The sequence below is a fragment of the Bacillus sp. HSf4 genome, from assembly GCF_029537375.1.
Taxonomy (GTDB): Bacteria; Bacillota; Bacilli; order Bacillales; family Bacillaceae; genus Bacillus; species Bacillus sonorensis_A.
Genome location: NZ_CP120679.1, coordinates 4171092 through 4190781, shown reverse-complemented (window position 1 = coordinate 4190781; position 19690 = coordinate 4171092). Strand labels below are relative to the sequence as shown.

18 protein-coding genes are annotated in these 19690 nt (G+C 44.1%); 9 read left to right on the top strand and 9 right to left on the bottom strand.

The genetic code is table 11. The features are described from left to right. Positions 1 to 39: 39 nt before the first annotated feature. Genes P3X63_RS21605 through P3X63_RS21585 form a run of 5 tightly spaced genes read left to right on the top strand, consistent with a single transcriptional unit; the run spans position 40 to position 5896 of the window. Positions 40 to 1338: an ABC transporter substrate-binding protein gene (locus P3X63_RS21605; RefSeq protein ID WP_026589307.1), complete on the top strand. Its 1299-nt coding sequence runs from the start codon at positions 40 to 42 to the stop codon at positions 1336 to 1338. 11 nt (positions 1339 to 1349) lie between these two features. Further along, positions 1350 to 2288 (top strand): carbohydrate ABC transporter permease, encoded by a 939-nt coding sequence (locus P3X63_RS21600; RefSeq protein ID WP_035428566.1) that lies wholly within the window; start codon positions 1350 to 1352, stop codon positions 2286 to 2288. Continuing rightward, entirely contained in the window at positions 2285 to 3133 is an 849-nt protein-coding gene (locus P3X63_RS21595; protein WP_026589305.1) for a carbohydrate ABC transporter permease, read from the top strand. Before P3X63_RS21600 ends, P3X63_RS21595 begins: the two co-directional genes overlap by 4 nt. A 34-nt stretch (positions 3134 to 3167) precedes the next feature. Continuing rightward, positions 3168 to 4403, top strand: coding sequence for an MFS transporter (locus P3X63_RS21590; RefSeq protein WP_277692009.1), 1236 nt, complete (start codon positions 3168 to 3170; stop codon positions 4401 to 4403). 14 nt (positions 4404 to 4417) lie between these two features. Further along, complete coding sequence (locus P3X63_RS21585) at positions 4418 to 5896, top strand: glycoside hydrolase family 32 protein (RefSeq protein WP_277692007.1); 1479 nt, start codon at positions 4418 to 4420, stop codon at positions 5894 to 5896. Positions 5897 to 6034: 138 nt separating this feature from the next. On the opposite strand, the gene pepT is transcribed toward P3X63_RS21585, so the two are convergent. Continuing rightward, on the bottom strand, positions 6035 to 7267 hold the full coding sequence (pepT, locus tag P3X63_RS21580) for a peptidase T (RefSeq protein WP_277692006.1): 1233 nt from the start codon (positions 7265 to 7267) through the stop codon (positions 6035 to 6037). Positions 7268 to 7406: 139 nt separating this feature from the next. On the opposite strand from pepT, the gene P3X63_RS21575 reads away from it, so the two are divergent. After that, complete coding sequence (locus P3X63_RS21575; protein WP_277692004.1) at positions 7407 to 7820, top strand: hypothetical protein; 414 nt, start codon at positions 7407 to 7409, stop codon at positions 7818 to 7820. 131 nt (positions 7821 to 7951) lie between these two features. Here P3X63_RS21575 and P3X63_RS21570 read toward each other — a convergent pair whose 3' ends face one another. From P3X63_RS21570 to P3X63_RS21555, 4 genes are all read right to left on the bottom strand, one after another. Further along, entirely contained in the window at positions 7952 to 8176 is a 225-nt protein-coding gene (locus P3X63_RS21570) for a hypothetical protein (RefSeq protein ID WP_277692002.1), read from the bottom strand. Between the two features lie 335 nt (positions 8177 to 8511). Beyond that, positions 8512 to 9618, bottom strand: a complete 1107-nt coding sequence (locus P3X63_RS21565) for a nuclear transport factor 2 family protein (protein WP_026589296.1) — start codon at positions 9616 to 9618, stop codon at positions 8512 to 8514. A 779-nt stretch (positions 9619 to 10397) separates the two neighbouring features. Then, on the bottom strand, positions 10398 to 11807 hold the full coding sequence (locus P3X63_RS21560) for a sensor histidine kinase (RefSeq protein WP_277691999.1): 1410 nt from the start codon (positions 11805 to 11807) through the stop codon (positions 10398 to 10400). After that, a complete protein-coding gene (locus tag P3X63_RS21555; protein WP_026589295.1) occupies positions 11804 to 12526 on the bottom strand; it encodes a response regulator transcription factor in 723 nt (240 codons plus the stop codon). Before P3X63_RS21555 ends, P3X63_RS21560 begins: the two co-directional genes overlap by 4 nt. Before the next feature lie 367 nt (positions 12527 to 12893). Here P3X63_RS21555 and P3X63_RS21550 point away from each other — a divergent pair, with 367 nt between their 5' ends. The 3 genes from P3X63_RS21550 to P3X63_RS21540 are packed head-to-tail and all read left to right on the top strand — an operon-like array spanning position 12894 to position 15306. Further along, positions 12894 to 13808: an ABC transporter ATP-binding protein gene (locus P3X63_RS21550; protein WP_077735967.1), complete on the top strand. Its 915-nt coding sequence runs from the start codon at positions 12894 to 12896 to the stop codon at positions 13806 to 13808. Next, complete coding sequence (locus P3X63_RS21545) at positions 13805 to 14557, top strand: ABC transporter permease (protein WP_277691996.1); 753 nt, start codon at positions 13805 to 13807, stop codon at positions 14555 to 14557. Before P3X63_RS21550 ends, P3X63_RS21545 begins: the two co-directional genes overlap by 4 nt. 11 nt (positions 14558 to 14568) lie before the next feature. Continuing rightward, on the top strand, positions 14569 to 15306 hold the full coding sequence (locus P3X63_RS21540) for an ABC transporter permease (RefSeq protein WP_026589292.1): 738 nt from the start codon (positions 14569 to 14571) through the stop codon (positions 15304 to 15306). A 124-nt stretch (positions 15307 to 15430) separates the two neighbouring features. On the opposite strand, the gene P3X63_RS21535 is transcribed toward P3X63_RS21540, so the two are convergent. From P3X63_RS21535 to argF, 4 genes are all read right to left on the bottom strand, one after another. Beyond that, complete coding sequence (locus P3X63_RS21535; RefSeq protein ID WP_026589291.1) at positions 15431 to 16108, bottom strand: Crp/Fnr family transcriptional regulator; 678 nt, start codon at positions 16106 to 16108, stop codon at positions 15431 to 15433. Positions 16109 to 16225: 117 nt separating this feature from the next. Continuing rightward, positions 16226 to 17176, bottom strand: a complete 951-nt coding sequence (arcC, locus tag P3X63_RS21530; RefSeq protein WP_026589290.1) for a carbamate kinase — start codon at positions 17174 to 17176, stop codon at positions 16226 to 16228. An 18-nt stretch (positions 17177 to 17194) separates the two neighbouring features. Further along, on the bottom strand, positions 17195 to 18601 hold the full coding sequence (arcD, locus tag P3X63_RS21525; RefSeq protein WP_277691993.1) for an arginine-ornithine antiporter: 1407 nt from the start codon (positions 18599 to 18601) through the stop codon (positions 17195 to 17197). A 56-nt stretch (positions 18602 to 18657) separates the two neighbouring features. Continuing rightward, a complete protein-coding gene (gene argF / locus P3X63_RS21520; RefSeq protein ID WP_026589288.1) occupies positions 18658 to 19665 on the bottom strand; it encodes an ornithine carbamoyltransferase in 1008 nt (335 codons plus the stop codon). Between the last annotated feature and the right edge of the window lie 25 nt (positions 19666 to 19690).

Genomic DNA, 19690 nt, shown 5'->3' with positions numbered 1-19690 from the left:
TTATTTATTGATTGATGATAAATGGGGGGAGTGACAAAGATGAAAAGGTGGCTCTTCGGAGTTTTATCGTTGTTGTTGATGTTTGCGATGTGGGGCTGCAGCAATAGCAAAAATGCAAATAGCCATGATGGGAAAACGCTTACGGTGTGGGTGCACGTATCTGATGATAGTGAAGAAGGAAAGGTCTATCAAAAGCGGGTGGACGCTTTCAACAAAAAGTATGCTTCTGAAAATGTCGAGGCTAAAATTGATTTCATCCCCAGAAGCGGAAACGGCGGCGGATATGAAGACAAAGTGAACGCGGCGCTGACGACGAACACGCTGCCGGATGTGATCACTTTGGACGGACCGAATACGGCGGCTTATGCGAAATCGGGTGTTATTGCGCCATTGGATGAGTATATCAAAGGACAGGATGATTTATTGCCGAGCATTAAGCAGCAGGGAACTTACCAGGGAAAACTGTATGCGATCGGCGTCAGCGAATCGTCGGTCGGCATTTACTATAACAAAAAAATGCTGAAGGACGCCGGCGTTGATTTGAAAACGCTGCCAACGGTTGAGAATCCATGGACATGGGACGAATTTCTTGAGCTTTGCAAAAAGCTGAAAAATCAATATGACAAACCGGCCATCGATATGCAATTACAGTCAAAAGACGAAATGCTGACGTATGCGCTTTTGCCGTTTGTTTGGTCGGCTGGCGGCGATATCCTTTCAAAAGACGGCAAGAAAGCGGAGGGTGTTTTTAACGATAAACCGACCGTTGAAGCGATGACATTTATTCAAACAATGCTGAAGGAGGGCTATACGACCCGGACTCCGGTTAAGCAGGCGTTTGAAACGGAAAAATATCCGCTGAAAATGAGCGGTGTCTGGACGGTAACCGACATGGAAACAAATTTTCCTAATGTCGATTATGGTGTGATGCCGTATCCTGTTTCGCCAAAAACAAAAAAGCTTGTCTCCCCTTCAGGAAGCTGGCAGTTCGCCATGACACAGACGTCTGAAAACAAGGAGTGGGCGGCAAAATTGGTCGATTGGATGACAAACAAAGAATCCAACCTGGAATTGAGCCGTTCAATCGCCGCGCTGCCTGTGCGCTATTCATCAGAGAAAGTGCTGACAAAAGAATTCTCGGATGAAATGAATGTCTTCATGCAGCAGCTGAAAGAAACGGGGCACGCACGACCGGTAACACCGGCTTATCCACAGGTGACACGCGCATTTCAGCAAGCGATCGATGACATCAGCTTCTTTGATCAGAATCAGGATATTCAACAAGTGCTGGATACGCGTGCAAAAGAAATGCAATCAGCCATCGATAAGGCAAATTAGAAGGTGGAGCCATGAATAAAATTCCGTTGAAAGAAGCAAGGCCGGCCTTTCCGCTGAAAAAAGCCGCGGGCAATAAAATAGGGTGGCGGGAGAATGCGTTGGCTTATACATTTTTAGGTCCGGCCTTGCTGATTTTGTCAGTGTTTCTCGTGATTCCTTCGATTATGGCTGTGTACTACGCATTTACAGATTATTATTTGTTAACACCTGACCTGCGCAAGTTTGTCGGTTTTGACAACTTTATTAAATTGTTCAAAGACCCTATTTTCTTGAAAAGTTTGAGCAACACATTGAAATTTGTTGTCCTTGTGATTCCGTTACAGATCGGGGCCGCTCTCGGGCTGGCCCTTTTGTTGAATAAAAAGCGTAAGGCCAATACGTTTTTCAAAGTCGCATACTTTAGCCCCGTCGTCATGTCGCTTGTTGTCATCTCCGTTTTGTGGCTGTACTTGCTGAATCCGAATGAAGGAATGATCAATAACGTTCTGACACATGTCGGTCTGCCGCCACAGCCGTTTTTGACAAGTCCTAAGCAGGCGATCTTTACAATTGTTGTCGTTTCCGCCTGGCAGGGAGCCGGATTTCAGATGCTGATTTTTTTAGCGGGTCTGCAAAACATCCCCGGAGATGTCTACGAGGCGGCGCAATTGGATGGTATGAATAAATGGCAGCGGTTTATTTATATTACATTGCCATTGTTGAAGCCAACGTCGGTTTTTATCTTTATTACGACGCTGATCAGTGCGTTTAAGCTCCTTGTGCAACCCATGGTGATGACCCAGGGGGGACCGGTCAATTCAACGATGACGGTTGTCTATTATATTTATCAAACGGGATTTACCGATCGGATGGTCGGCTATGCAAGTTCGATTGCGCTCTTGTTTGGCACGATGATTGGATTGGTGACGCTGGCACAGCGCAAGTTGGTGAAGGAGGATGAAGGCGAATGAGACGGAAATTCGGACCTTTGACGATACTGGAATATATATGCCTTGTTTTGCTGGCGGTTCTGTTTATATTTCCGCTGATTTGGATGGTCGCTTCATCGATGAAACCGGAAGCCGATATTTACAACAATATCAGCAGCATTAAAGCGTTTCTCCCGTCTTTTCATCCGTCGGAATGGTTTCAATCCTACAGGGAAGTGCTGTCACGGTTTGATTTGCTGATGTATATCGGTAACAGTCTGTTTTACGGTTTGTGTGTGGCAGCGGGAGCTGTCGTCATCAACGGAATGGCGGGCTTCGCATTCGCCAAGCTGCGATTCACAGGCAAAAAAGTGCTGTTTGCCATATTGCTGGCGCTTTTAATCGTGCCGCTGGAAACGATTTTAATCTCTCAGTTTACTATCGTTCATAAGCTCGGACTTGTTGATACGCGCCTTGCCGTGATTTTGCCGGCGCTTGCCGGGGCCTTCAATATTTATTTGTTCCGGAACTTTTTCATGGCGATTCCGGGGGAGATGATTGAGTCGGCTAAGCTAGACGGCGCCAATACATGGCAGATTTTCTGGCGGGTGATGCTGCCGATGTCCAAGCCGGCCGTTGCTACGGTGGGGACATTGGCCTTTATCGGCAGCTGGAATGACTATATTTGGCCGCTGATGGTTTTGACGGATAAGTCGAAATTTCCGATCCAGGTGGCGATTACAGCCATCAACAGCACCGAGCCGGTTTATACGAATCAGGTCATGGCTGTCTTGACGATTTCGACGATTCCGCTGATTCTGATCTACATTGTCGCCCAGCGCTACATTTTAGAAGGCATTGGCGGTTCAGGGACAGGCATCAAATAGATACATCCAAATCGGGTTAAAGGAGCAAATGAAAATGAAAAGCTCAAACAGTTTGTATTGGAAACTAAGCGCTTATTTTTTCTTTTTCTTTTTTACGTGGTCTTCCAGCTACTCTTTATTTGCGATTTGGTTGGGGCAAGAAATCAATTTGAACGGGTCTGCGACGGGCATTATCTTTTCTGTCAATGCGATCTTTACTTTGTGCATGCAGCCTTTGTACGGTTTTATCTCTGATAAGCTCGGGCTGAAGAAAAACATTTTATTTATGATCAGTTTGCTTCTCGTATTTACAGGTCCCTTTTATATTTTCGTTTACGGACCGCTTTTGCAATACAATGTCTTTCTTGGGGCTATCGTCGGGGGAATTTATTTGGGAACTGCTTTTCTCGCTGGAATCGGCGCGATTGAAACTTTTATTGAAAAGGTCAGCCGTAAATATCAATTTGAATATGGGAGAACAAGGATGTGGGGTTCCCTCGGCTGGGCTGCGGCGACATTTTTTGCAGGTCAGCTGTTCAATATCGATCCGAATATCAACTTCTGGGTTGCGTCCGTTTCAGCAGTCATATTGGTGGCCATTATTGTTTCCGTAAAAATTGAGATGACAGATGATGAAAAGGAAAGAGCAGACTCGGTCGGATTAAAAGACGTAGGAGGGCTTTTTCTCTTAAAAGATTTCTGGTTTTTGATGTTGTACGTGATCGGCGTAACTTGCGTATACGGCGTCTATGACCAGCAGTTTCCGCTTTACTACGCTTCATTATTTCCGACTCCGGCCTTGGGGAACCAAATATTTGGATACCTTAATTCATTCCAAGTATTTATTGAAGCGGGCATGATGTTTCTTGCGCCTTTCATCGTCAATAAGCTCGGTCCTAAAAAAAGTTTGATTTTAGCGGGGCTATTAATGGCTTTCCGCATTATCGGTTCCGGACTTGTCAACGGACCGGTCGGAATTTCATCGATGAAACTCATTCATGCTTTAGAATTGCCGATAATGCTGATTGCGGTGTTTAAATATTTGGCGATTAACTTTGATAATCGTCTTTCATCCGTACTTTATCTTGTCGGCTTTCAATTCGCATCCCAGGTAGGCACGTCGATTTTTTCGCCGCTTGCGGGAGGTTTATACGACAGCATCGGATTTCGCCAGACTTATCTCATCATGGGAGCAATGGTCCTTTGTTTCACCCTTATTTCGATTTTTACCTTGCTAGACTCAAAGAAAGACGTTGAATTTGCTCAAAGTCTACAAAGAAAGCATATATAGAGAGGATGTCACAGATGAATAGAATTCAGCAGGCAGAAGAAGCATTGAAAAAAGCCGGGAAAAAAGTGAATCACCGATACCGAATGGGCTATCACATGATGCCTCGGGCAAACTGGATAAATGATCCAAACGGGCTTATTCAATATAAAGGGGAGTATCATGTCTTTTATCAGCACCATCCGTATGATGAGAATTGGGGGCCGATGCATTGGGGCCATTTGAAGAGCAAGGATCTCATTCACTGGGAGCACTTGCCGATCGCTTTAGCGCCTGGCGATGCATTTGATGAGAGCGGCTGTTTCTCAGGAAGCGCAGTCGAATATAACGGCGACCTCGCTTTAATCTATACAGGGCATAATATGATAGATGAAGAGAAAGACGATTTCTACCAAAATCAGAATATAGCAGTCAGCAAAGACGGTATCGTCTTTGAAAAACTGAAAGAAAACCCTGTCATTGCAGAGCCGCCGGAAGACAGCGCACGTCACTTTCGCGATCCGAAAGTATGGAAGCATCGTGAGAACTGGTATATGGTGGTCGGAAACTCCTCAAAAGAGAACATCGGGCGGGTCATTTTATACCGCTCGCCTAACTTTGTAGATTGGGAGTACGCAGGCGTTCTCGCCCAAAGCGACGGAAATCTCGGCTTTATGTGGGAATGTCCGGATTTCTTTGAACTGGACGGCAAACACATTTTGCTGATTTCCCCTCAGGGTATAGAGGCGGATGGTGATTCATATCAAAATCTGTATCAAACAGGCTATTTGATTGGAGACTATGATGAAGAAACGAATGAGTTTGTACATGGCTCCTTTAAAGAGTTGGATCACGGCCATGACTTTTATGCCGTGCAAACTTTATTGGATGACAAAGGGCGCAGAATTGCGATTGGCTGGATGGATATGTGGGAATCAGAGATGCCGACGAAAGCAGACGGATGGTGCGGGGCATTAACTTTGCCGCGGGAATTGACGTTGAAGGATGATCACAAAATTTTAATGAATCCCGTCGAGGAGACTCAATTACTTCGTGAATCGGAACATCATGAATGTGACAATCAATCGATTTCTAGCAGCTATTTTATAAACACAACTGAAAAGCTTCTTGAAGTGATGGTCGTTTTTGATTTGACAATTTGCAGTGCCGAAACGGTTGGCTTAAAGATCCGGGGAATTGAACAGGAAGAGACAATCATCCAGTACAGCTTGGTTGATCAAAAGCTGACGCTCGACTGTTCAAAGTCCGGCAAAGCGCGGGACGGTGTGAGAAACGTACGGCTTGAAGCGGAGGAGAAGCTCACTTTGCATCTGTTTCTTGACAGATCGTCTATTGAAGTATTTGCAAACCATGGTGAAGCGACAATGACCAGCCGCATATATCCCAAAGAAGAAAGAGCAGGGATTGAGCTGTTTTCTGAGAAAGGCAATGTACGAGTTGACGAGTTCACTTACTGGACGTTGAAAGATATTTGGAAAGGCGATGAAGCGAAATGAGCGGAATTTTTTGCATCGGTGAGACGTTAATCGGCTTTATGCCGAAACATGTTCTTATTTCGGCAAAGCGCGGATAAAAATTGATCTGGCAAAAAAGCGGCTGTCGTGCCTTGCAGCCGCTTTCCGCTTTTTTTCGTATTACGCCCTATCTTCAAACAGCTTCACAATTTCCACGATGACATTCGCGGCTTTTACCATATTGTCGGCGGAAATATACTCGTATTTTCCGTGAAAGTTTTCCCCGCCTGTAAAAATGTTTGGACAAGGAAGCCCCATGTATGAGAGCTGGGAGCCGTCTGTACCGCCGCGAATCGGTTTCACAACCGGCTCGATATCCAGGTTTTTCATCGCTTCATAGGCAATGTCGACAATCTCTTTAACCGGTTCGATTTTTTCCCTCATGTTGTAATATTGATCATTCATGTCCACTGTGATGCTGTTTTCGCCGTATTTGGCTTTAAGGTCGTTTGCAATTTTTTGGACGGTGGCTTTTCTCTCGTTAAATCGGTCTCTGTCAAAATCCCTGATGATATAGGAGAGATTGGTTTCCGAGACATCGCCATTGATCGAAAGCAGATGATAGAAGCCTTCATAACCTTCAGTAAATTCAGGGGCTTCGTTTTCCGGAAGTCCGGCGTGAAACTGCATCGCGATTTTGGCGGCATTGACCATTTTTCCTTTTGCTGTGCCGGGGTGGACGTTCGTTCCTTTACAAGTGATTTTCGCGGCTGCGGCATTGAAGCTTTCGTACTGCAGTTCGCCGAGCGGCCCGCCGTCAACCGTATACGCGAATGCGGCGTTGAACGCCTCGACGTCAAACTTGTGCGGCCCTCTGCCGATCTCTTCATCAGGCGTAAAAGCGACTCTGATCTTCCCGTGTTTGATTTCGGGGTGCGCAATTAAATATTCGATTGCCGTCATGATTTCAGAGATTCCCGCTTTATTGTCAGCGCCGAGCAAAGTCGTTCCGTCGGTTGTGATCAACGTGTGTCCCGCGTAATTTGCAAGCTCGGGAAATTCCTTGGGCGACAAGACGACATTGAGGGATTCATTCAGCACAATGTCCTTTCCGTCGTATTGTTCGATAACCTGCGGATTGACGTTCTTTCCGGTAAAATCTGTTGCTGTATCCACATGAGCCAGGAAGCCGATCGTCGGCACCTCTTTTTCCGAATTTGAAGGAAGCGTCGCCATCACATAGCCGTTTTCATCGATTGTGACGTCCTTCATGCCGATTTCTTTCAGCTCTTCAACAAGCATATTGGCAAGCGTCAGCTGCCCGGGAGTGGAAGGCGTCGTCTGACTGTTTTCATTTGACTGCGTATCCACTTTCGCATAAGAAATGAGACGTTCAATCAGTTTGTTCTTCATGTTTCCTTCATCTCCAATTGTTGGTTTTATGTTTATCTTATCATTCATGGCGGGCGAATCGAAAACTTTTATTCCTGTATAGGGAAATTTAGTATAATATAGTTCTAAAGGATCATCACAATTGTAAGGGAGTATCACAATGGCTAAAGGTTATACAAATGAAGGAACAAAATGGGAGTTTGTACATTCTTTCTGGCTTGTGTTCACATGGGTTCCTTTTGGATTTTTAAGCTGGTTTGCATTTATTTATATCGCAGCGCGAACGAAACAAGGAAAATGGTTATTTGCCGGAATCGGATACGCAGCGGCGGTTTTATTGGCTGCCTTTACAGCCAGAACGTTTCTCTTCGATTTGGCAATGAAAGCATTACTCATTGTTTGGATCATCTCAATCATTCATGCTTTCAAAACAAGAGCCGAATATTTGGTGCGGCTTGAAGCCGTATATCGGATCAAACGATCAAGTATGAATAACCTGAGGGAAGAGCTTATACATGAACAGACCCCGCACGGCCCAACCGGAACTTCTAAAGTGACGCTGACAAAGAAATAAATAGAATCCGCTATTTTCAGTGAAATAGCGGATTTTTTTAATGCAGAGAAAAAATTCCATCCTTTTGAAACTTTTCTCATCAATTTCCCTCTCTAATGTTTGAAGGAGGCGCAGCAGTGAACCAAATCAGATTAGTTAAAAAAGCTGTCGCAGGCAATGCCAAAGCTTTTGAAATGCTGAAATACTGCAATCATAATTAAAGCTGCAGCAGCTGTAGATGTTATGGATATGTTATGGAAAGATGAGAAATTAAATGCAATTGATAATCCATACGGCACTTGTAGAGCACGTGTAAATGGTAATTGTCCTCTAGCATCTGAACCACCATGTCTTACTGCAAACGTTACCACTGGCACCAGTAAACATCACTTTCATTAGCTTTTCAATAATATCTGATTCAATTAGGTCGGTGCGATATAGATAATCATAAAAGCTTGCGGTGATGTTCTTTTCACAAGTATATGAACGTATAAATGCGCAAGTAACGTTAGATATTCGCTCTTTGTCGTTCGCCATGTTGTCCCATTCTGGTATTATTTCGAATCTTCATCCACCCCCCTCTTATCTCTAACTTTAATTATTATAAATACTACTACTGCAAAAGTGGAGTATTTTAATATCTGCCCTACCCTAATATAGCGCCTTATAATATTTCGATACGCATTTTCATGACAGTCTACATAGGAAATGCTTATTTTGTCCAGGATTCAACCACTTTCACACCATTTCCATCTTCTACAAAGTGCAGGAACTGCATCACATCACCAGCGGTTTTTTTACCTGTTGTTAAGTCCTGATTCGTGATCCTGTAATGAATGGCCGCCCAATCACCACTGATCAGCATATTATCAAAGTAAATCCGCTTCACATCCGTCGATTCAGCAGCATCCTTTACAGCGTCCTTGTATTTTTCCAATGTCATAGTCCCCGCAGATGTATGGTACTGCATATTGCTATCATAATAGGTGTCCGCCCATGTCGTCCAGGCATCATAGCCTTGGTTCCAGTTATCAAAATCGTTCAAGATAGCGCTTTGAATTTTCTTAGCCATCTCGGTATCAATGGGGGTCGGATAAGCAACAGGGTATTTTTCTTCCAGATTCGAGGTATCCGGTATCGACGTATTGATGATTTTCTCTAATGCGGCCTGCTGCGCCGCCTTTTCCTCTTCGGTTTGGAAGCTAGATAATCCGGCAAAATCGGCTCCCTTTGTTCCAGCCCAGCCTTCCACAACCCGGGTACCCAGTTTGTCCCCATAATCCTTAAAGCGGACGAACTCCATCACACTTCCGTCTACTGCTTCACTGGTCTTCCTGTTAATCGTTGAGATATCATAACGGATCGCAGCCCAGTCCCCGCTGACAATCATATTATTAAAGTTGCCCATCTGAATATCGCTGGCTTTCAGCGTCTCATTCATGGAGTCCTGATATTCCTTCAGAGTCAGTTTCACACCGTGAACATTGTAAAGGGAATCCTCCGTATATAGAATATCTCCCCACGCCTTCCAAGCATCATAACCTCTATTCCAATTTTCAAAGCCATTTAGCAGCCGGTTTTGAATGTCTTTTCCCAGTTCTGTGTCGATGGGAGTAGGATTAATCACTGGAAATTTCCTTATAAGCTCTTTTGTATTTTCATAAGAATTGGAGATCTTGGACGGAGCTTTCTCATCCGTAATTCCCGTGTTCTCCGAGGAAGACTCCGAATCAGAAGAGACATGATCATCGCACCCTACTGCCGATCCTAAAATCAACATTGCCACTCCAGTTGCCATTATTTTTTTCATTTTCATCATAATTGGCCTCCTTACTATTATTTAAAACATTCCTTTAAAAGAACTTTTTTTAAATTAATTGTGCATTTATACCTTGCTGTTGTAGATTTTTAACCACTTGCTCTATTAATGAGCCATTCTTCGTAATAAAACTTATCCGAATTTTACTTTTTTGAACAATCTCATTAATTTTCAAATAAATCCTCCATATGAAAAGAATTGAATCGCTTTCTATCTTGTGATTCACTTTACTTATTTGGTCATGACACGTATACATTGCTCCTTTAACGTTTATTTATTTTCACTAATTTTTCTCCAGCGAATAAGAGCTAAAATTGATACACCACATAAAACTACCTATAGCACCTTATTTTTCATAATATTTAACCTCCTTGATTTTATTTGCTGCTACGAAAGAAGATGTATGACAAACTAATATCTTTAGGATCACTGCCACTAAATGTCCCTTGCATTAAATCTTCAGCTATATGATATTGTCATGTATCTTCTTTCGACAAAGAAGTGTGTCTTATAATTTAGTTTAAACTATTGGCATATTAAAAAACGTACATAAGTACATGTACGTTAGGGCAAATTCTATTCTTAAATCATCTACGATCTAAAATTGAAGCTCACACTGACAAATCATTCTAACTTGACGAAAATCTTACCTTAGTCGTTCAAGTTCCAAAAAAAGGATTGTGCATTTTTGATATGTTTAAAATGTACAATCCTTTTTAATCTAACGTTTTACTAGTCTTACCTAAATATAAAGTTGTCCTTCTTATGATGTGCACCCTTTATTCTCTCTTCGTTGGAAAAATAACCTTAATTTGAGTACCGTGATCAGGTTCGCTGTAAATTTCAATATCACCTTCGTGTGCATAAATGATCTGTCTGGCAATCGTCATGCCCAATCCAGTCCCTGAAGTGTTTGAAGAGGCGTTCGTTCCTCTGTAATAGCGATCAAATAAATGCTCCAATGTTTCTTTTTCCATGCCGATTCCGTTGTCTTCTATTAAAATAGTTAAAGAAAGAGATTCATCTTGCTGAATACTGACCTTTACCTCAGTCCCTGAAGGGTTATGTTTAATACTGTTGGCGATCAGGTTTTCCAAGGCGCGCTGCATGTATTTTTCATCCATATAAAAAGCAATTGCGTCTCGGTCCGTCTGAAATTCGAAATGTTTATCTTTCGATTCCGGCAAGCTTTGTAATGCGGATAAAGTTTCCCTTAACAAGCCTACAATGTCTTTTTCTTCTTTTTGAATCGGAAGGGCATCATTTTTTAAGCGGAAAGTGAGGTTGAATTCTTCTATCAATTCTTCCATATACTCTACCCGCTCGTTCAAGATGTTTGCAAAATCCCGTACTTTTTCCTGGTTCCATTCATGTTTTTCAGATGATAAAAGAATTGTGTATCCTTTAATCACTGACAACGGCGTCTTTAAGTCGTGGGATACGCCTGTCATCCATTCTTCCCGCGTTCTTTCCAGTTTTTCGCTTTCCGCTTTGTTTTTCTGAAGGATCGATGTAAGATTGCTCATTGCATTCATTAGTTCCTGGTACAGCTTATATCCGGGTTTTTTCTTTTTCTTTGGAATGAACGAAGAAAATGCCGGCTCTGCATATTTTCCCTTGGAGAGATTTTCAATCCATGAAACGATATAAAGCAAAGGTGCGCCAAGCTGTTTTCCGAAGTACAGCGCAACAATAATCCCCATCACGATCATGGAAAGGATCCACAGCTGGTTTGTCCAATAGAGAAACGGGTTGTCAGCTTTAAATGGTTCACCCAATATCCACGTCAATGTCCGGGTGTCTTTTGTATCATACCATGTTGAAAGATGGTAGCCTTTTTTAGCGGGATAAACATAATCCGAGACAAGTTCGCCGGGAATATATTGGCTGGGAATATGGCTTGGCTTGTTGGATGAATAAAGTTCGTTTCCCTCTTCATCAAGAATCTGAAGCCACATATGATATTCCTTTAAATGGCTGATCGTATCAGCTTCAACGGATATTTTTCCGTCTTTTATGGTTGTTTGGTGAACTACGCTTGATAAAGAAAGCGGTGATTGATGCGTCTCTCGATCATTGAGAAAAAAAGTAAAAAAAAGTGTGCTGATCACAAATAAAGCGATACAAATAACGATCAGGAGAATGATTCGGGATATAAAGTGAAATGCAATGCGGTCTCTTAGCTTCATTGCTTTCCACCTGTCGGCTGAACTTCAAAAATATAGCCAAGCCCCCTTGCCGTCTTAATCCATTTTGGGCGGCTCGGGTCTTTTTCAATTTTTTCTCTAAGCCGGCGAACATGTACCATGACCGTACTGTCGCCATTATAAAACTCTCCCCAAACATCTCTGTAAATCTTTTGTTTGCTTAATATTTGATTGGGGTGGTTGCAAAAATACAGTAGAAGCTTAAACTCTTGAGCCGGACACTCGATTCTTGTTCCATCAACAACCAGTTTCCCCGATGTCTCATCAACTTGAAAATCCCCGAAATCATAAACCGGCTTGGACGATGAAGGAGTGAAATCTTTATATCGTTTTAACTGGGCTTTAACACGGGCAACGATTTCAAGAGGGTTAAAAGGTTTGGTAATGTAGTCGTCTCCCCCAAAACTAAAGCCTTGCAGTTTATCCAAATCAGATGTTTTAGCTGTAAGAAAAAGAACGGGGATATTTGTAAATTGGCGGAATTGATTGCAAAGAGTGAATCCATCTGAATCCGGAAGCATCACATCAAGCAGGACGATATCCGGCTCTTGATGTTTTAAAAGATGGAGCGTTTCCTCTCCGTTCTTGGCGTTTAAGACATCAGAGAACCCTTCGTTTTCAAACACCACGTTTAATAAATCTAAAATATGCTGGTCATCATCAACGATTAACACTTTGCATTGTCCGAAAGAATGATCCATTTTATGACCTCCATTAATATACGCTTTCATTTTCACATGAAATAGCAGGCAAAGAAAGTTATGGCGGCTGAAATTTAAGTGATGTTCAATTTTCTTAAAATTCTAACTTTTATATTCCTTAACATTGCCTGGCGGAGGCGGTGTATGGACAATCATTTCTGAGTGCATTTGCTCATTTCATCATCATTCATATTGCAAGAGGCTGTTTCTTAACAAGAAAAACAGCCTCTTATTTTATATAGCATATATTTGTCGGGTTCCTTTTTTGGCGATGCAGCAGCTGTTTTCCCGTGTTTAGGCAATGTTCAGGAAGAGTTTAAGGCGCATTAATACAAATGAGTCTATGATGAAGGTGAGGTGAGGAACAGTGGAACAAAATATCGTGTTAACAAAAAATTTAACAAAAAAATTCGGAAAACAAACATCGGTCAGCGGGTTGGAGATGAAAATAGAAAAAGGACAAATATACGGGTTCTTAGGGCCGAACGGTGCCGGAAAAACCACAACGATCAGGATGCTGTTAGGCTTGATTAAGCCTGCAAATGGAAATATTCAGCTATTTGGCCAGGATATCCGCCAAAACCGTCTGCAAATCTTGCAGAGAATCGGTTCTCTAGTTGAATCGCCATCTTATTACGGAAATTTAACCGGAAGAGAAAATCTCGAGGTGATTCGCAGTGTTCGTGATTTGCCAGAGGGACGGATTGGGGAAGTGCTTGAGATCGTTCGTCTGACAAAAGTGGCGGATCGATTAACGAAAGAGTACTCGCTGGGAATGAAGCAAAGATTAGGGATTGCGGCTGCTTTAATGAGCAAGCCTGATCTCCTGGTGCTGGATGAACCGACGAATGGACTGGACCCTGCCGGTATTCACGAAATCAGAGAATTGATAAAGGAGTTGCCGGATAGATACGGCATGACCGTGCTGGTATCCAGTCATTTATTAAGCGAGATTGATCAGATGGCGACACAAGTGGGCATTATTTTGAATGGGAAGCTGATTTTCCAAGATGATATCGAAGCATTACGGAAAAAACAAAAACCGCTTCTGAAGATTGGAGCGAATAATATTCATGAAGCCCAATCCATTATACAAAACAGGGGGCTGCATGCAAAACTTCAGGAAGGAAACTTGTGGATCAGCGAAACATCGCCAGAATTTGTTTCCGAAATCAACGGAATTCTGGTACAGTCGGGAGTCTCTGTTTACAGACTGGAAGAAGTAAAACGGTCTTTGGAAGATATATTCCTGGAGCTGACTGGTACGGAGGGAAGTTTATGAGGCTGCGGGGTGATCTCCTGAAACTGAAGCGGTCCTCTTTGTTTATCGTCGTCTTCTTGGTTCCCCTTGTTGTTCTGGCATATGAGCTGTTGAATTTAACTTACCGTGGAGAGTATGCCCAAAAGCAAGCTGAAATGTTTAAGGCGTCCTCCATGTGGCAGTATATGCTTTTCGACAACAGCATGCTGTTTGGGCTGGGTTTTCCTTTAGCCGTAACGATTATTGCCTCCATTATTGCAAATATAGAGCATCAGACAAATTCGTGGAAGCAAACGCTGTCTCTGCCGGTATCAAGAGTAGGAATTTACTTAAGCAAATATATTTGGCTATTTAACAGCCTGCTCTTAACTGCAACGATATTTGCAATAGGGATGGTTGTACTGGGCAAGGCTTTGGGATTTGAAGGGCCGATACCGTGGGGGCTTTTGTTTGGGGACAGTTATGTCATGCTGCTGACGGCTTTGCCGATCATGTCTTTTCAATTATGGTTGTCCATCACATTTAAAAACCAGGCGTTTGCTATTCTCATTGGTACGGTAAGTTCAATTCTCGGTCTCTTTTTAGCTGCCGGAATGACGACGCGGTGGTTTCCGCTCGCTTATCCGAGCCAGTCTTCAACCATTATCCTGCAATATGAGGGTCTTGTGATCAATCCGGATCTATCGGCTTTTGTCATCATTAATGTTTTTGTCGGAATGCTGCTTTTGTTCATTGGGGCCTTTCATTTTAAAAAGCGAGATGTGCTGTAGGAGGGTGTATCATGTTAAAAAATATAATAGCTGCTGAAAGATTGAAATTAAAACGTTCGAAAATGTGGGTGTTGTATGTATTGGCCCCTTTTATCAGCGTCCTATTGGCTTACACTAACTTTCGCAATAACTATAAACTATTTGTGCAGCCTGGTGATAACGAGTGGATGGAAGCCTGGACACAGGTGGCCGTTTTTATGGGATCCTTTGTGCTGCCGATTCTTGTAGGTATATATGCTGCATTTGTGTGCAGAGAAGAACATGTGGGCGGAGGGTGGAAGCAATTGTTGGCTCTGCCGGTTTTAAGGTCCCGGGTTTTCTTTTCGAAAAGTGTTATGGTTGTGATGATGGTTGCTGCGACGATGGGCCTCTTATTCATACTTTTTATTCTATTCGGGTTCCTTAATGGTTTAAAAGGAGGTCTGCCGTTTCTCGCAATTTTAGGATATGTCGTCCAAGGGTCCATTGCCTGCCTTCCGCTTATCGTGTTGCAGCTGATCATCTCCATCAGGTATAAGACATTCGGTATACCGCTGGCTGTCAGCATCGGGTTTACATTGCCTTCCATCCTTGCCGCCAATACTCCATTGGGGCAAATCTATCCCTGGACGCTTCCGATGCTGGGGATGTCCCCTCCCGATGAGTCGCCGATTGATTCATATCCCTTGTTTTATGGTGTGTTAATCGTTTTGTTTGTCCTATTAACGGCGCTCGGGGTGAGGGATTTTTCACGGCGGGATATGATGTAGACTTTACATGATACAGTGTTTGAAAGAAACGGAGTATCGAGCGGGTCGACTGTGCTGCTGAAGAATCAGGTTATACATCGAAATCATCCCGTCTATAACCGGGATGATTTGAGGAGCAAAACAATCACATAAAATATTCGGGTCGGTTGATCATAATCTGTTTGTTCATTTGGCTGATAATGCCTTCACAGCGGAGTTTTTTCAGGACGGCGCTTACGGTTTCGCGCGATGTGCCGGAGATTTTCGCGATTTCCGAGGCGGTGATCGGACAGTTGATCACGGTTGAATCGCTTTCTTTTTGGCCGAGGCTTTCGGTCAAATAATAGATGGCCTGTGTCACCCTGTCGTGCGCATGGGAGAGAGTGATTCGTTTGAGCCTTTCTTCGTGAAGGGCAAGGATATCGGATAATTGATTCAGAACATCAAAGAGAAGGTTTTTGTTTTCCCTGACAAGATCTTCAAAAATGTTCATGGGAATATAGTAGAGTTCAATATCGGTTAAGGCTTCAGCGGCATAATGATAACATTCATCGCGAAACAGGCCGCCGAACGGAAAGAGTGTGTGAGGACGTACGTAGTCGGTATAAAACATGGATCCCGTTTCATTGGATTTTTCGAGTTTAATAAAACCGTCGAGAAGAAGATACATGCGTTCCCTGGGGTCTTCCTCCATGAATAAAATCTGGCCTTTATGGTAAGTGCGCCAATAGATAAACTGTTTCATACTTTCAAGCTCTTTTTTATTCAGGGAGGCGAATAGGGAAAACTTTTTCAGCTGATGTACAATGTCTTTGTTCTTCATATGAACGGATCACCCTTTTCGATTTTGTTAAGACTTGAGGTAATATATCTTAAATTTTACTTGTTTTTGACGATCGGCAAAAGGAAGAACTCTTATAGAGCGCTTCCTTTGCCGCGCTTAGGCTTGTTCGACAATGGTCCCTGCATGGCCTTTGAGCGCTTCTTTCGCCAGTTTCAGGGAGGTAATCACCGTCTTGTTTCCTTTTTTGGCTTCGGCAAACTGAATGGCTGCTTTTACTTTTGGCAGCATGCTGCCCTCTGCAAATTGCTTTTCTTTGATATACCCTTTTAATTCCTCAGCAGTCACATGCCCGAGCGCCCGTTCCGTCGGTTTTAAGTAGTTGACGGCGACATGGTCGACACCTGTTAAGATGATCAGTTCATCCGCATGAACAAGCTCCGCTAACTTACAGGCGGCGAAATCTTTGTCAATGACGGCGTCGATTCCGCGGATGGACTGGCTTTGTTCAAGCACGGGAACACCGCCGCCGCCAGCCGCGATGACGATATGCCCTTTTTCAACCAACTCGTTGATGACGTCATGCTCAAGGATCGACACCGGTGCAGGCGACGGGACGACGCGGCGCCAGCCTCTTCCGGCGTCTTCTTTAAATACGAGGTCACCGTTTTGGTTCATCAGCTTTTTCGCTTCCTCTTCGCTGTAAAACGGTCCGATCGGCTTTGTAGGGTTGCGAAAAGCTTCATCATCACTGCGGACGGCAACACGGGTAATCACAGTTGCCGCATGTCCGTCTTTACCTTTTGCACGCAGCGCTTGGTCGATGGCATTTTGCAGCCAGCAGCCGATCATTCCCTGTGTCATCGATACACACGTCTCAAGCGGCATAGCCGGTGTTTTCGGAGAGTCCGCCTGCTTTTGCTGAATCATCAGATTCCCGACTTGCGGCCCGTTTCCGTGCGTGATGATCAGTTCAGTTCCATTGTCGAGCATATCCGCCAAATACACAGCCGTTTCTTCCAATGCCCGTTTTTGTGCTGCTGCGCTGGCGTCATCTCCCGTTTGAATGGCATTACCGCCAAGCGCGACGACAATTTTTCTTTTTTTCATATGAAACACCTCTGTTTGTTAAATTGAAATGCTGCCCGACATTAATTCCGCGATGGCTACAATCGCCAATATTAGAATGATGACGGCGACGACAAGCTCGGCCTTATTGAATACAGGTTCTTTTTTGCTTTTCCGGACCGCCCGGAATACGAGAATGCCGGGTGCGTATAAAATCATCGTCAACAGCAGGTAGTCAAGGCCTGCCGCATAAATGAGCCAGATGCCGTAAATGCTAGCGATCAGCCCGATTGCGATGTTCTTGATACGGTCGGGTTCCTTGTGCAGCCAGCTGTATTTGAGCTGATAAAACCCGGAAAATAAATACGGGATTAAGATAGCTGAGGAAGCCAAGGAAAAAGCGAACTGATATGCCGTATCCGAAATGATAAATGTCAGCAAAAACAGCTGGATGATAGCGTTTGTCAATGTCAGCGCATTTGTGGGTGCGCCGTTTTTGTTTTCTTTTCCGAACCATTTTGGAAAAACGCCTTCACGTGCGGCGATCAGCGGCAGCTCTCCGGCGAACAATGTCCAGGCCAACCAGGCGCCCAACACTGAAATAATCAGTCCAAAGTTGATCAGAACAGCTCCCCATTTGCCGACGATATGCTCCATGATGGCTGCCATTGAAGGGTTGGGAAGACCGGCCAGGTTTTCCTGGTTTATGACGCCAAACGACAGCATGGTGATCATGATGTAAATCGCCAGCACGCTGATCAGGCCGATGACGGTCGCCTTGCCGACATCGCTCGATTTCTTGGCCCGGCTTGAAAAAAGAACGGCTCCTTCAATTCCGGTAAACACCCAGACGGTGACGAGCATCGTGCTTTTCACTTGCGAACCGATTGATCCAAGCGACAGTCCTTGTCCCCAAAAATCCTGAGTAAATAAATCAAGATGAAAAACAAAGATGACGGCGATGATAAAAGCAAAAATCGGCACCAGTTTTGAAATCGTTGTAATCAAATTAATCATGGCAGCGGACTGGACACCGCGCAGAATCAAAAAGTGTACGCTCCATAAAATCACGCTTGCACCGATAACGGATGCGATGTTTTGGCCGTCTCCAAATACGGGGATAAAATAGCCGACAGCGCTAAACAGCAGGGTTCCATATGCGACATTGCCGAGAAGGGCCGCGAACCAGTATCCCCAGCCGCTGTTAAAGCCCATAAAATGGCCGAATCCCTCCCGTGCATAAGTAAAAATGCCGCCGTCTAAATCAGGTCTTTTCGTCGTCAGATTTTGGAAAGAGAAGGCCAAGGCAATCATACCGACACCGGTAATGACCCAGCCGATTAAGATGGCGCCGGCCCCTGCCCCGGAAGCCATATCGCTGGCCAGATTGAAGGCTCCGCCGCCGATCATTGAACCGATCACAAGCGCGATGAGCGCAAACAGCCCCAGTTTTTTTTCTTCCGCCATTGTTGGTCACCTCATTCGGTTTAGAATGGAAAAGGGGATCTTTCACCCTTTTCCTATCAGTCAAGATCGCCCAATGTAGCCGCCATGACAGCTTTGATCGTATGCATCCGGTTTTCCGCTTCATCAAATACTTTAGAGTGCTTGCTGCGGAACACTTCATCTGTCACTTCCATTTCTTTGATGCCGTGTTTTTCGTAGACGCTTTGTCCATATGTTGTATGAAGGTCATGGAAGGCAGGCAGACAGTGCAGGAAGATGACATGGTCATTTCCGGTTTTCCTCACGAGCTCCATGTTCACTTGATAAGGTTTTAAAAGCTGAATCCGTTCGGCAAACTTGTCTTCTTCCCCCATGGACACCCAAACATCGGTATACAGCACGTCCGCTCCGGAGACTCCTTTGTCTGTATCGCTTGTGACGGTCACTTTTCCTCCTGATTCTTTTGCGAAAGCTTCCGCCATTTCGACGATTTCCCGATCAGGGAAAAGGTCTTCCGGTGAGCAGATTCTGACGTCCATTCCGACTTTGGCTCCGCCGATGAGCAGGCTGTTGGCGACATTGTTCCGTCCATCGCCGATATAGGTGAGCTTGACCCCCTTCACGCGTCCGATATGTTCTTTTACCGTCATAAAGTCGGCCAGCATTTGTGTCGGATGCCACAAGTCTGTTAAGCCGTTCCAGACCGGCACACCTGAATGCTCGGCAAGCGCCATGACTTTTTCGTGTTCAAAGCCGCGGAACTCGATGCCGTCAAACATGCGGCCGAGGACTTTTGCCGTGTCTTCAATCGATTCCTTTTTGCCGAGCTGAATGTCGTCTTTGCCGAGATATTCCGGATGTGCCCCAAGATCGATGCAAGCCGTAGTGAAAGCACAGCGCGTTCTTGTTGACGGTTTTTCAAACAGTAAAGCGATGTTTTTGCCTTCCAAATAGCGGTGTCTGATTCCCTGTGCTTTTTTGTCTTTTAAATCTTGGGCAAGGTCGAGCAAATATAGGATTTCTTCTTCAGAAAAATCCTTTTCAGCCAAGTAGCTTCTTCCTTTTAAGTCAATTGTTTTTGCCATGTTCTCTCTCTCCTTTTTCTGTTGA

Bases quoted from the DNA above. Each gene is read 5' to 3' on its own strand.
- P3X63_RS21590 (WP_277692009.1), top strand. From the start codon at position 3,168: ATGAAAAGCTCAAACAGTTTGTATTGGAAACTAAGCGCTTATTTTTTC.
- arcC (WP_026589290.1), bottom strand. From the start codon at position 17,176: ATGAAAAAAAGAAAAATTGTCGTCGCGCTTGGCGGTAATGCCATTCAA.
- arcD (WP_277691993.1), bottom strand. From the start codon at position 18,601: ATGGCGGAAGAAAAAAAACTGGGGCTGTTTGCGCTCATCGCGCTTGTG.
- P3X63_RS21600 (WP_035428566.1), top strand. From the start codon at position 1,350: ATGAATAAAATTCCGTTGAAAGAAGCAAGGCCGGCCTTTCCGCTGAAA.
- P3X63_RS21540 (WP_026589292.1), top strand. From the start codon at position 14,569: ATGTTAAAAAATATAATAGCTGCTGAAAGATTGAAATTAAAACGTTCG.
- P3X63_RS21555 (WP_026589295.1), bottom strand. From the start codon at position 12,526: ATGGATCATTCTTTCGGACAATGCAAAGTGTTAATCGTTGATGATGAC.
- P3X63_RS21575 (WP_277692004.1), top strand. From the start codon at position 7,407: ATGGCTAAAGGTTATACAAATGAAGGAACAAAATGGGAGTTTGTACAT.
- P3X63_RS21545 (WP_277691996.1), top strand. From the start codon at position 13,805: ATGAGGCTGCGGGGTGATCTCCTGAAACTGAAGCGGTCCTCTTTGTTT.
- pepT (WP_277692006.1), bottom strand. From the start codon at position 7,267: ATGAAGAACAAACTGATTGAACGTCTCATTTCTTATGCGAAAGTGGAT.
- argF (WP_026589288.1), bottom strand. From the start codon at position 19,665: ATGGCAAAAACAATTGACTTAAAAGGAAGAAGCTACTTGGCTGAAAAG.
- P3X63_RS21560 (WP_277691999.1), bottom strand. From the start codon at position 11,807: ATGAAGCTAAGAGACCGCATTGCATTTCACTTTATATCCCGAATCATT.
- P3X63_RS21565 (WP_026589296.1), bottom strand. From the start codon at position 9,618: ATGATGAAAATGAAAAAAATAATGGCAACTGGAGTGGCAATGTTGATT.
- P3X63_RS21535 (WP_026589291.1), bottom strand. From the start codon at position 16,108: ATGAAGAACAAAGACATTGTACATCAGCTGAAAAAGTTTTCCCTATTC.
- P3X63_RS21585 (WP_277692007.1), top strand. From the start codon at position 4,418: ATGAATAGAATTCAGCAGGCAGAAGAAGCATTGAAAAAAGCCGGGAAA.
- P3X63_RS21595 (WP_026589305.1), top strand. From the start codon at position 2,285: ATGAGACGGAAATTCGGACCTTTGACGATACTGGAATATATATGCCTT.
- P3X63_RS21605 (WP_026589307.1), top strand. From the start codon at position 40: ATGAAAAGGTGGCTCTTCGGAGTTTTATCGTTGTTGTTGATGTTTGCG.